The sequence below is a fragment of the Burkholderia stagnalis genome, from assembly GCF_902830275.1.
Lineage (GTDB): Bacteria > Pseudomonadota > Gammaproteobacteria > Burkholderiales > Burkholderiaceae > Burkholderia > Burkholderia stagnalis.
The window spans coordinates 17,818-30,118 of record NZ_CADESW010000005.1; the positions used below are offsets into that span (position 1 = coordinate 17,818).

Annotated in this window: 10 protein-coding genes; 2 read left to right on the plus strand and 8 right to left on the minus strand. The window is 68.6% G+C overall.

Translation table 11 applies throughout. The features are described 5' to 3' along the window. Positions 1 to 30 precede the first annotated feature (30 nt). The 6 genes from HWY45_RS11090 to parS form a co-directional block, all read right to left on the minus strand. Entirely contained in the window at positions 31 to 1,071 is a 1,041-nt protein-coding gene (locus HWY45_RS11090; protein WP_059803846.1) for a methyl-accepting chemotaxis protein, read from the minus strand. A 194-nt stretch (positions 1,072 to 1,265) separates the two neighbouring features. Next, positions 1,266 to 1,877 carry an HD domain-containing protein gene (locus HWY45_RS11095; RefSeq protein WP_059881229.1) on the minus strand — a complete coding sequence of 204 codons (612 nt, stop codon included), beginning with the start codon at positions 1,875 to 1,877 and terminating at the stop codon, positions 1,266 to 1,268. 76 nt (positions 1,878 to 1,953) lie between these two features. Beyond that, positions 1,954 to 3,003, minus strand: a complete 1,050-nt coding sequence (locus tag HWY45_RS11100; protein ID WP_059558122.1) for a patatin-like phospholipase family protein — start codon at positions 3,001 to 3,003, stop codon at positions 1,954 to 1,956. Positions 3,004 to 3,043: 40 nt separating this feature from the next. Continuing rightward, positions 3,044 to 6,502 (minus strand): adenylate/guanylate cyclase domain-containing protein, encoded by a 3,459-nt coding sequence (locus HWY45_RS11105; RefSeq protein ID WP_059881231.1) that lies wholly within the window; start codon positions 6,500 to 6,502, stop codon positions 3,044 to 3,046. A gap of 157 nt (positions 6,503 to 6,659) precedes the next feature. Then, the gene (locus tag HWY45_RS11110) at positions 6,660 to 7,142 is read right to left on the minus strand and encodes an RES family NAD+ phosphorylase (RefSeq protein WP_059558117.1); all 483 of its coding nucleotides are present in this window, start codon (positions 7,140 to 7,142) and stop codon (positions 6,660 to 6,662) included. Further along, entirely contained in the window at positions 7,139 to 7,594 is a 456-nt protein-coding gene (gene parS / locus HWY45_RS11115; RefSeq protein WP_059558116.1) for a type II RES/Xre toxin-antitoxin system antitoxin, read from the minus strand. The genes HWY45_RS11110 and parS overlap by 4 nt, the downstream gene beginning before the upstream one ends. A 325-nt stretch (positions 7,595 to 7,919) precedes the next feature. Between parS and HWY45_RS11120 the strand changes: the two genes are divergently transcribed. Then, positions 7,920 to 8,225, plus strand: a complete 306-nt coding sequence (locus tag HWY45_RS11120) for a DUF4148 domain-containing protein (RefSeq protein WP_059881233.1) — start codon at positions 7,920 to 7,922, stop codon at positions 8,223 to 8,225. A gap of 501 nt (positions 8,226 to 8,726) precedes the next feature. Next, positions 8,727 to 9,443 carry a dienelactone hydrolase family protein gene (locus HWY45_RS11125; protein WP_059881235.1) on the plus strand — a complete coding sequence of 239 codons (717 nt, stop codon included), beginning with the start codon at positions 8,727 to 8,729 and terminating at the stop codon, positions 9,441 to 9,443. 264 nt (positions 9,444 to 9,707) lie between these two features. On the opposite strand, the gene HWY45_RS11130 is transcribed toward HWY45_RS11125, so the two are convergent. Then, positions 9,708 to 10,649, minus strand: a complete 942-nt coding sequence (locus HWY45_RS11130) for a LysR family transcriptional regulator (protein WP_059803874.1) — start codon at positions 10,647 to 10,649, stop codon at positions 9,708 to 9,710. 263 nt (positions 10,650 to 10,912) lie between these two features. Then, a complete protein-coding gene (locus tag HWY45_RS11135; protein ID WP_059881239.1) occupies positions 10,913 to 12,211 on the minus strand; it encodes an adenylosuccinate synthase in 1,299 nt (432 codons plus the stop codon). Positions 12,212 to 12,301 lie beyond the last annotated feature (90 nt).

Below are 12,301 nucleotides of genomic sequence, written 5' to 3' on the forward strand. Positions count from 1 at the left end.
CTTCGGCGCGCCGCCCGCGGTGACGGACGCCTAGCCTTTCGGCGGCCGCTGGCAGATCACGCCGTACCAGCCGAGCCCCTTGTACGTCTCGTAGCCGGGCGTCGCCGCGAACGACACGGTCGCGCCGTCGCGCATCCGGTAGAAGCCCACGGCCCTGCCGTCGGTCTGCAGGCGGAACGGCTCGTCGAGCACGCCCTTGCCGTCCGAACTCGCGATCACGCGCGACGATGCATCGACGATCATGCAGCGCGTGCGCGCCCGTTCGTCGTCGCTCAGCCGCACGCCGTTGACGACCGCCGCCGCCTGCGGCTCCCAGTCGAAGAAGATGACCAGCGCGCCGAGCGGGCGGCCGTGCTCCTGGCCGCCGTCGCGAATGGCCGTCGAATAGGTCGCGACCTGCGCCTGCTTCAGCCACGGCAGCCGCTCGATGTCCGACGCCGCGTAGTCCGCGCCGGACGAAGTCTTCATCGCGGCCTTGAACCAGCGCGCGTCGCCGACATGGCGCCCCTGCACGGGGTAGGTCGCCTCGCGCCCGCTCGCGACCACGACGCCGTCGGCATTCACGACCCACAGGTCCTTGTAGACCGTATAGCTGTCGAGGATCACCGACAGCCGTTCCGATGCATGCGCGCGCGTTGCCGCGCTCTCGTGCGTCACGCAGCCGACGACCGACGAATCGGTCGCCCACCAGCGCACGTCGCACGAGCGCTCGTAGAGGTTGCGATCGACGATGTCGATCATGTTCAGCGCGAGATCGGCGCAGCGCTGCCCTTCGTGCGAGCGCATCCGTTCGATCATGCTGTCGCCGAGCTCGGTCAGGCGCGTCAGCGCGCCCGCGAGCTCCTTGTTGAGGCCGTCGGTGATGTCGCCGATGCGCTTCGACACGTGCTTCACCTGGTTCGCGACGACGGCGAAGCCCTTGCCGGCATCGCCCGCGCGGGCTGCCTCGATCAGCGCGTTCAATGCGAGAAAGGTGGTCTCGCGGTTGATGTCGTTGATATCGCCGATCTTGCCGGTCGCGAGCTTCTTCACTTGATGGGTCAGGTCGACGATTGCTTGCGGATTGGCCATGCGTGGGTCTCTCTCGTTGTGGTGTGTCGATGTGTGGTCGACCGAGACGACGCAAGTATCGGGCCTGCTTTGCCGCGCGGCGATGCACGCATTTCGGCATCGCGCACCGCGCGGGCACGCCGATGCACGCTTGTCGCACCGGCGATGCACCACGATGGGCGCGCCGCGCATACGGCGCATAAGGCGCGGCCGGCTCAGGCCGGCGGCAAGCCAAGCCGCCACGACAGGTTGCGGCGCGCGCCCGCTTCGCAGCGCGCATGGAACAGATCGGTGTGATAGATGCGCGGGCGCGCCAGCAGGTCGCCGAGGATCGCGCGGACATGGCGGTCGTATGCGCGATCGTCGAGTTCCGGGCGCTCGGCGCGCAGCCGCGCGCCGTCGTCGCGAAACCGGCTGCGCGCGGCGCCCAGCACCGCGAGATCGATGTCGACCGCGAAACGCGCGGCCGGCTCGACCGGCGCGCCGCGGTGCTTGGTCGCGAGGATCATCTCGCCGATGCGCTCGCCTGCCGCGATGCATCCCGCCGCCCAGTGCCGGAACCAGTCGGCGCTGCGCTCCTCGTTGTCGCGCGCGCCGGGCCGGTAGATCACGTCGTGGCACCACAGCGCGAGCTCGACCGCGTCGGCGTCGGGCACCGCGCCGCGCGCCCAGTCGAAGTCGCGCAGGCAGCGGCGGATATGGCGCAGCGTATGGTAGTGACGCGTCGCTTCGCCATAATGTCGCGCGAGGTCCGCATAGACGGTTTCGGCGTGCTGGCCGCCGCTGCGTGACCACAGTGCGATGAAGCGCGTTTGCGTGTGGCTCATCTCCGCCCCTTTCCGTCATCCCGACGCGCGTGCCAATGCGGCGAAGCGGCATCGGGCGTCGCCCTGACGGCGGCCCTCAGAAAAATTCCTTGCGGATGTCGATGCTCGAGCGCTGGCCGATGTTCCCGAAATTCTCCGCGAGCCACACGTCGGCCTCGCGCCGCCCGTTGTCGCGCAGCCCGCACAGGAACGCCCAGTCCGCGTTGTACTTGCTGGATACGCTGAGCGCGCACATCGCCTCGTCCGATCGAATCGAGTGGATCAGCATTTCCTTCATCTCCAGCCGGTCGACCTTGCCTTGCTGGATCAGCTCGGTGACGAACGCGATCGCGCGCATCTCGCGCATCAGCGACGAATTGAAGCTGATCTCGTTGATGCGGTTCAGGATGTCCGCGGCCGTCGTCGGCACGCCCGGACGCACGAGCGGGTTGATGTGCACGATCACGACGTCCTGCGTCTTGCAGTGGTAGATCAGCGGATAGATCGCCGGATTGCCCATGTAGCCGCCGTCCCAGTAGTGCTGGCCGTCGATCGTGATCGCCTGGAACAGGGTCGGCACGCAGGCCGACGCCAGCACCGCGTCGGCGCACACGTCGTCGCCCGAGAAAATACGGATCTTGCCGGTCTCGACATTGGTCGCGCACAGGTAGAGGCGGATCGGGCAATGCTTGCGCAGCGCGTCGAAATCGACGTGCCGTTCGAGCACGTCGCGCAGCGGATTCAGGTTGTGCGGATTGAACTGGTACGGCGAGAACAGGCGCAGCACCATGTCCGCGAATGCGTACAGCGGCGAGTGATCGAGCCCGAAGCTGTGCGTGCCCTTCAGCCAGGGCGTCCAGCGCAGCGGATTGTATTGCTCGGCCGACTCCGAGACCGCGTGCCAGAAGCCGTGCAGCGCCTCGCGGGCGGCGGCGTGGCCGCCTTGGCGCAGCCCGTGCGCGAGCACCGCGGCATTCATCGCGCCGGCGCTGGTGGCGCTCACGCCTTCGATCGCGAGCCTGCCGTCTTCGAGCAGACGGTCCAGCACGCCCCAGGTGAACGCGCCGTGCATGCCGCCGCCCTGCAACGCCAGCGCGATCGGCTTCGGTTCGTCGCTGCCCCGCCGCTTTGCGCTCTTCGTGGTCATCTTCCGCCTCTCCTCGTGATGCCGATGCGATGCGGGCGGCTCACCCGCCGGTCGACGCCAGCGTGTCGAGCAGCGCCGCGGCTTCCCGCAGGTCCGCCGTATCGAACCCCTCCGCAAACCCGGCGTACACGTCGGACAGCATCCGCCGCGCGTCGGCCGTGCGGCCCTGGTGCTGCCGCAGGCGCGCGAGGGCCAGCACCGCGCGCAGCTCGAACGCGCGGGCGCCCTGCCGGCGCGCCACGTCGATCGCCTGATGCAGGCAACCCTCGGCCTCCTCGGCGTGCGCCGGGTCGCCGCCGTCGCGATCCGACGCGCCGAGCAGCAGCACCGCCTTGAGCCGATGCAGCTCCGCGTCGTAGCAGTGCTCGCCGCAACGCGCCGCCAACGCCATCGCCTCGTCGATCGCGTCCATGGCCGCCGCCGTCTCGCCGATACGCCCGTGGCTGTCCGCGAGCAGCGCGAGGAAGTACGAGCAGGCCATCGCGGCGCCGGTCGCGCGGTAGCCGTCCACGCCCGCGCGCAACTGCGCGATGCCTTCCGGCACGCTGCCTTGCTCGCTCATTGCCCAGCCCCGCAGCATCGCGCCCCACGCGTACCAGAACGGCAGGCCCTGCTCGGTCGCGAGCGTCATCAGCGCTTCGGCGTGCCCGCGGGTGACGTCGGCTTCGCGCCGGAGCTGATGGAACTGCGCGCCATACGCGAGCGTCAGCGCCAGCGTCGGGACGTGCGCGATCTGCCGCGCGCGCGCCAGCGCCGCGTCGCAGCGCTGGTTGCCCTGATCCGCGTAGCCCTGGTGCCACAGGCTCCATGCGAGAAAGCTCAGCGCGCGGATGCCCGGATCGATCGCGGCGGCGAACACGGGCTCGTGGCGCGGCTCCGCTTCGAGCAGCGCGAGCGCGCGTTCCTGGTGAGCCCGGGCGGTATCGAGATCGCCCTGGAAGAACAGGCTGGCCGACAGCGCGAGATGCGCCTCCACGAGCAGCGCCGGCTTGTTCGCGTCGCGCGCCATGCTCAGCAGCCGCTCGCCGATCTCGCCGGCGGTCGCGTATTCCGCGCGCAGGTGGTAGTAGGTCCGCAGCCCCATCAGCACCGAGAAGCGCTGCGTGGTTTCGCCGATCCGGTCGCACAGCGCGAGCGCGCGCGTGTAGTTCGCCTCGACTTCCGGCGCGCCATAGCCGCGCACGGCCATCAGCGCCGGCCCCAGCGCGAGCCGCAGCGTCAGCTCCTGATGCGCGCGCTCGGGCGAATCGGGCAGGCGCTCGAGCAGCTCCAGCGCCGCGCCGAGATGGCGCATCGCGTCCGGTTGCGCGGAGTGCTGCAGCGCCTGCTGCCCGGTGCGGTACAGATACTCGATCGCCTTCTGCACGTTGCCGCTCAGCCGGTAGTGGTGCGCGAGTTCGCTGCTGTAGTCCGCGACGCGGGCCGGGAACAGCGCCTCGATCGCCCGCGCGGTGCGCTCGTGCAGCGCGCTGCGCCGCTCCGTGAGCAGCGAGTAGCCGGCCACTTCCTGCGTCAGCGCGTGCTTGAACGAATACTCGACCTCCGGGAAGGCCGGCCGCTCGTAGATGAATTCCGCGGCCTCGAGGCGCGCCAGCAGGCGGCGCAGGTCGTCGTCCGTCCGCGCGACCTGCCCGTCGCAGATGTGCCGCACGAGGCTGTACGGAAACTCCTTGCCGATCACCGCGAGCGTCTGCAGCAGTTCCTTCTCGTCGATCGCGAGCCGGTCGATGCGCGCGGCCAGCACGCCCTGCACGGTGGTCGGGATATGCAGCGCGGCCGGCGTCTGCTCGATCCGGTAGCGGCCCGGTTCGCCGAGCAGCGCATGCTCTTCGGCCAGGGTCTGCACGACCTCCTCCATGAAGAACGGATTGCCTTCGGTCTTCTCGAGGATGCGCTGCTTGAGCGGGCCGAGCGACGCATCGTCGCCGAGCAGCGCGGTGAGCAGGCCTTGCGCCTCGGCCGGCCCGAGCGGTTCGAGCCGCAGCTGCGCGCAATGCGGTGCGCTGCCCCACACCGGCGCATATTCGGGCCGGTAGTTCACGAGCAGCAGGATCCGGGTGGCCGGCACGCGTTCGCTCAGGTGCGCGAGGAATGCTTCCGTCTCGCGATCGAGCCATTGCAGGTCTTCGAACAGCAGCTCGACCGGCTGGTCTCGGCTCTCGCGCGCGAGCAGCTGGATGATCGCATCGAAGGTCCGCTCGCGCCGGATTCCGGGATCCATCTCCGCCAGCACCGAATCGCGTTCGCCGATGCCGAGCAGGTACAGCAGGTAAGGCACGAGCGCCTCGAAGCCGCGTTCGAGCGTCAGCGCCTTGCCCATGACCTTCTCGCGGCAACGCCGTTCGTTGTCCTGCGCAGTGATCTGGAAGTAGTTCTTCAGCAGCTCGATCAGCGGCAGGTAGGCGAACGCCTTGCCGTGCGACACGGAGAATGTTTCGAGTACCAGGCAGCCGTGCCGCGTGCGCGCCTTGAATTCATGGAACAGCCGCGATTTCCCGACCCCGGCCTCGCCGACCACCGCGACGAGCTGCCCGCTGCCCGCGCCGGCCCGTTCCAGCGCGCCGTGCAGGTGCTCCAGTTCCGCGTCGCGGCCGACGAAGCGGGCGAGGCCGCGATGCGCGGCGAGCTGCAGCCGCGTGCGCAACGCGCCGAGGCCCAGCACTTCGTACACCGACAGCGGGTCCGGAATGCCTTTGACCTGCGTCGCGCCGAGCGCCTTGAACTCGAAATAGCCTTCGGCCAGCTTGTGCGTCGAATCGCTGACGAGAATCGACGACGGCGCCGCAATGCCTTCCATGCGCGACGCGATGTGGATCGTGTGGCCGACCGGATCGTAGTCGGTATGCAGGTCGTCGGTGCGGATCGAGCGCACGACCACTTCGCCTGTGTGCACGCCGACGCGAATCTGCAGCGGAATGCCTTTCTCCAGACGGATGCGATCGCCGTGCCGCCGCATCGCCTGCTGCATCCGCAATGCGGCGAACAGCGCGCGCTGCGGATGGTCCTCATGGGCGATCGGCGCACCGAACAGCGCGAGGATGCCGTCGCCGAGCGACTTCGCGACGTAGCCTTCGTAGTAGTGGACCGCCTCCATCATCAGCGCGACGACGGGCTCGATCAGACGATGTGCTTCCTCCGGATCGAGGTCGTGGATCAACGCGGTGGAACCCGCCATGTCCGCGAACAGCGCGGTGACGGTCTTGCGTTCGCCGGCGGTTTCGCCGCGCGCTTCCATCGCGGCCTGTTCGGCGAGGATGCGTTCGGCCAGATGCTGCGGCGTGTAGTGGATCGGCGCGGGAGACGGCCCGGCAACCGGTTTCGGGCGCGGCGCCGATGCGTCCGGCGCATCGGCGAGCGGCGCGCCGCATTCGCTGCAGAACTTCGCGGACGGGCCCGACGCGTGGCCGCAGCGCGGACAGATGCGCGACATCGGGGATCCGCACGTCTCGCAGAAGCGGGCCGCGGCGGGATTGTCGAATCCGCAATGTGCGCAGCGCATACGATCCCTTTCCTAGCCCGGAACCTGCACCTAATCATTCTAGTTCCGCACCCGGTCGCGGCAAGCGGCGAACGGGATATGGCATTCCCTCGGTCGCGGCTGGCGGATGTGCGCATTCGACGTGGATCGGAGGACGATGCGCGGCGCGCGCGGCGGATCAACCGCGCGGCTTCGGCGGCTGGAGCAGATGCAGGATCCGGCGGTCGTACGGCGCGCGTACGATCTCCGCGATGCGAATCTCGGCGGCAGCCGGATGAAGGGGGTTCAGCAGGAAGTTGTGCGCATACGGCACGACCGCGCTCGGCACGCGCAGCAACGCGCTCGGCTTCGTCTGCAGCCATTCGGTGCCCGCGCCGCGGGTCCACTCGGGGTTCGTGCGCCAATCGTCCGGCGCGTCGTCCTCGGCAATCTCGGCCACGGCGACAGAATCGGGCACGTCCACGCGCAGCAGCTGATACCCGTCCGGCAACTGCGCAACGGAACCGATCTCCAGATGGACGAGCGTCTCGAGCAGCGCGAGCGCCGGATGTTCGGCGAGATACACGACCGGTTGCCCGGCAAAGTGCCAGCGCCCGCCGGCGCGCAAGCCGCCGATGCCTTGCAGGTCCGCGTAATTGCTGATCCGCCACAGCATCGTCAAGCGAAGTACCCCTCGTCGATCTGCGTGAGCGCTTCCTCGACGAGCCGCGCGCCGTGCTCGGTGCTCGCCATGTCGAGCGAGGTGCGGCCGCCGAAGCGCTGGAGCCCGCTGCGCAGCCATGCCATTGCCTTGTCCGGATCGCCGAAGGTGGCGGTGGCCTGCGCGACGATCCGCGCAAGGCGGATCGCCTTGTCGGATTCTTCGGGCGACAGGCGCTCGTGCGCCTGGCGGCGATGGCTCAAGGTCCGGCGCGGAATGATGAACGCAAGCTCGTCGGACTTGAGGCCGCGCTCGGACAGCCGGTCGATGACCGCGACGTCGACGCGCGCGCTCGCGAGCTCGGCCAGGTCGGCGCCCGATCGGATGCGGGTGGCCAGCAGTTGTTCGAGAATCGAGAACTCGGCCTGGCGCGGATGCGCGACGCCGGACGGATGGAAAGCGATGGTTGCCATGACCTCTCCTCGGCAATTTGCCCAATCATTATAGGCGTTTTGCCGGGTCGATGGCGACGTGCGGCAACGTCATGGCTTTGTCACGTAACAACTTTGAATCCGCGCTTCGGCATCGCACATTCGATGCAACGGAAACGCTGCAGCCGATCGTTCCACGAACTTCGGCAATCATCAGACCAAACCGGGTATTCGCGTCGGATTGTTTACCGTGCTGAGATAATTTGTCACTGGAATCGGTATTTTCGGCCGGTGACGCGACCGCTACGATGCAATCAACCGCTCAGCACGACAGTGAAGCGCGAAATCAATCAAACCGGAGGTCATCATGAAATCGTTCATCTACGCCGTGGTCGCAGCCACCGCCCTGTCCGCCTCGTATGCCGCATTCGCACAGTCGACGCCGGCGCCGACACGCGAGCAGGTGCGCGCGGAGCTGGTGCAGCTCGAGCAGGCCGGGTACAAGCCGGAGGTGTCCGATGCCCATTACCCGCAAGCGCTGCAAGCCGCCCAGGCGCGCGTGACCCATGCCGACGAAGCCGGCTACGGCGCGCAGGCAGCCGCCGGCGTCCGCTCCGGCCGTGTGACGCCGGTCAAGGAGAACGGCCGCGACTCGATCTATTTCGGTCAGTAACACGAACTGCCGCTCGCTTCGCGCGGGTGCTGCCGAACACCACGCCCCTGACGATCGGGGGCGTGGTGTTTTCGCATCGGGCCTCGGCGGATGAATGCGAGGCACCGTCTCCCGGCGGCAAACGCCGCCAAGAATGATCAGTAATCCTTCCATTTTGATCGATCGACGCGCGCCATGTGCTGCACGTCGGCGCCGCACCCGATTCGGACAGGCGGCACATCCGCCAGCGCCGCGACGCGAGGTCAACGCATTCGGCGATTTGCTCCGTACTTTGAAACGGCGCCCGCGGATGTCCGGTCACGTCGGCTCCGGCAGGCAGCGGCGCACGGAACGATCGGATTCGCGCGAAATCCGCACCGTGCCAGCAGACGCGGCGTGTTTGCGCATAGAATTCCCGCGTGTACGGGGCCGGCCAAAGCGGGCGCGGGATGGTTCGTGAAGACCGCCGGCCTGTTTTGATGCCGCACCCATGCTCATTTCAACAAGACAAGGAGTGGTTTCATGTCTCAAGCAACCGGATCCATGATCTCGTTTCGCCGCCCGGACGGCCAGGAACTGCAGGGCTACCTGGCGACGCCGGAGCAGACCGACGGCGCGCCCGCGGTCGTCGTCATCCAGGAATGGTGGGGCCTGAATGACCAGATCCGCGGCGTCGCGGACCGCCTGGCCCGCTGCGGCTACTTCGCGCTCGTTCCCGATTTGTATCGCGGCAAGTCGACGGTCGAGGCGGAAGAGGCGCACCACCTGATGAGCGCGCTCGATTTCGGCGACGCGGCATCGCAGGACATTCCCGGCGCAGTGCAGTACCTGAAGACGCACGCGGAGCGTGTCGCGGTCACCGGCTTCTGCATGGGCGGTGCGCTGACCCTGCTGTCGCTGCAGAACGCCGACGTGACGGCCGGCATCGCCTGGTATGGCCTGCCGCCGCTCGACTACCTCGACGCGGCGAAGCTCAAGGCGCCCATCATGGGGCACTGGGCGACGCAGGATGCGTTCTTCGCGGCCGACCAGGTGGACGCACTCGAAGAGAAGCTGCGCGCCGCGAACGCCGACTACACGTTCCACCGCTATCTCGCGCACCACGCGTTCGCCAACGAGACGGCGGTCGGCACCGGCCGCCTGCCGGGCACGCAGTTCGATCCGGTGTGGTCGCAGATCGCGTGGGACCGCACGCTGACGTTCCTCGGCCGCACGATGTGGGCGCACGCGCAGAAGTAAGCGGCTTGCAGCCCGGATGAGCGTCGCCGGGCGCGCAACGCGGGGCGACGCGCCGGGAATGAACGCCGCCGGCACATGCCGGCCGATGCGCGTATCGATCGCCTCGGCGTGAATGGCTATGCCAGCGCGCCGATGGGCGGCATCAGGCGTTCGGGCATCGGCCGCGAAAGCGCCTGACCGTCGATCGAGGCGTTCGCCGAACTGAAGACGGTCAATTTCAAATTCGACGCATGATCGTGCGCGGTGGCGCCGCCACCGCACGCATCACGCCTGGTGGGACGCGCACAGCGCCGCCTCGTCGGCGGCGAGCATCTCGGGCACGCATTCGCGCAGGAAATCGACGAAGGTGCGGATCTTCGCGTCGAGATACTGGCGCGACGGATACAGCGTATAGACCGTCAGCTTCTGCAGCCGGTACTCGGGCAGCACGCGCACCAGCGCGCCGCTGCTCAGCGCGGGCAACGCCGTCGACATCGGCAGCGAGCCGATGCCGAGGCCCGCACGCAGCGCGGCGCCGAGCGCATCGGCGATGTTCACCTGGAAATCGGGCAGCGGCAGTTCGAAGGTCTCGCGGCCGTCGGGCCCGTCGAGATGCCAGCGGTCGCGCGGAAACACCGGCGTGACGATCTGCAGGCACGAATGCCCCTCGAGATCCTTGACCGTCTGCGGCGTGCCCCGCGCCTGCAGATACGCGGGCGACGCGCACAGCACGCTGTGCACGGCGCCGAGCCGCTGCGACACGAGCCCGGAATCGGGCAGCTCCGTCGTGCTCAACTGCAGCGATACGTCGTAGCCTTCGTCGATGATGTCCGGCACGTGCTGCGACAGCGTCAGCTCGACCGCCACCGACGGATACCGCTGCCGATAGCGCACGACTGCCGGCACCACGTACGCCTGGCCGAAGCTCGTCGTCGCATGCACGTGCAGCCGGCCCGACGGCTTCGCCTGCGCGTCCGCCGCTTCCGCTTCGGCCTCGTCGATGTACGCGAGCACCCGCTGGCATCGGTCCAGATAACGCTGCCCCGCATCGGTCAGCGCGATGCGGCGGGTGCTGCGATTGAGCAGGCGCGTGCGCAGATGCGTTTCGAGCTGCGCGACCGAACGCGATGCGTAGGCGGTCGTGATGTCCAGGCGCTGGGCGGCGCTCGTGAAGCTGCCTTCCTCCGCCACGCGGACAAAAATGCGCATCATCTGTAGCGTGTCCATCGACAAGTCCCCGGGAATGAGATCGCCTCGCACCATGCAGGCCTGGCGCGCCGCGACGCGCGCGACCGGGTCTGTGCCGGTATCGGCGCAGCGCGCGACGCAAGATGCCGGCACCGTGTTCCGGAGGCCGGAATGATTGGTGCGGAACACTACAGCAGCGCCACGGGCGTGTCCAGTTGGGTATGCCCCCGAACTGTCTACGCCGCCGCTCGGCCGGACTCCTCACGGTTCGGCCGTCGCGGTCGAACGCCGCCGGATACCTGCTACGCGCGCACGGACGAATCGAACGGGTTGCGCAGCACGATGGTGTCGTCGCGCTCCGGCCCGGTCGTCAGCAGCGAAACCGGCACGCCCGCGATCGCCTCGACGCGTTCGACGAAACGGCGCGCCGCGTGCGGCAGGTCGCCGAGCCGACGCGTGCCGCCAACCGTTCCGGCCCAGCCGTCGAACTGCTCGTAGACGGGCTTCGCACGGGCCTGCGCGGCAAGGCTCGCCGGCAGATGATCGATGCGCTCGCCGTCGAGTTCGTATCCGACGCACAGCCGGATCGTGTCGAAGCCGTCGAGCACGTCGAGCTTGGTCAGCGCGAGCGAATCGATGCCGGACACTTTGGCCGCCTGGCGCAGCTGGGCCGCGTCGAGCCATCCGCAGCGCCGCGGCCGGCCGGTGTTGACGCCGAACTCGCGCCCGCGTTCGCGCAACCGCGCGCCGACGCCGTCGGCGAGTTCCGTGAGGAACGGCCCGCCGCCGACGCGGGTCGCATAGGCCTTGGTCACGCCGAGCACATGGCCGAGCTTCGACGCGCCGAGGCCGGTGCCGGCGGCAGCCGCCGACGCCACCGTGCCCGACGAGGTCACGAACGGATACGTGCCCCAGTCGATATCCAGCATCACGGCTTGCGAGCCTTCGAACAGGATTTTCCGGCCTTGGTCGTATGCATCGTTGAGGTCCGCCCACACGGGCCGCACGAACGGCAGCACCTTGGGCGCGAGGTCGACGAGCATCGGCAGCATCGCGTCCCGCGTCCACGGGTCGAGGCCGAGCCCGCGGAACCACGCGTTGTGATGGTCGAGCAGCACGTCGAGCTTGCTCGCGAGCGCGTCGGGATCGGCCAAGTCGCCGACCCGCAGCCCGCGGCGGCCGACCTTGTCCTCGTAGGCGGGGCCGATGCCGCGCAGCGTGGTGCCGATCGGTTCGCGGCGCAGCGTCTCCTGCGCGGCGTCGATCGCCCGGTGAATCGGCAGGACCAGCGTCGCGTTTTCGGCGATCGCCAGGTTATCGGGCGTGACCGCGACGCCGAGTTCCGCGACGCGCGCGATCTCGGCGAGCAGCGCCTCCGGGTCGAGCGCCACGCCGTTGCCGATCACGCCGGGCTTGCCGCGCACCACCCCGCTCGGCAGCAGCGCGAGCTTGTAGGTCTTGCCGTCGACGACCAGCGTGTGGCCCGCGTTGTGCCCGCCGTTGTAGCGCGCGACGATGTCGGCCTGCCCCGCGAGCCAGTCCACCACGCGGCCTTTGCCTTCATCGCCCCATTGGGCGCCCACCACCACGACATTCTGCATGCTCCACTCTCCACGTGAGGAAACTCGACACTTGGCGGACTCGGCGAGCCGCAGGTATGGCATATTGGCGCAGCAGCACTGGGCGATCAA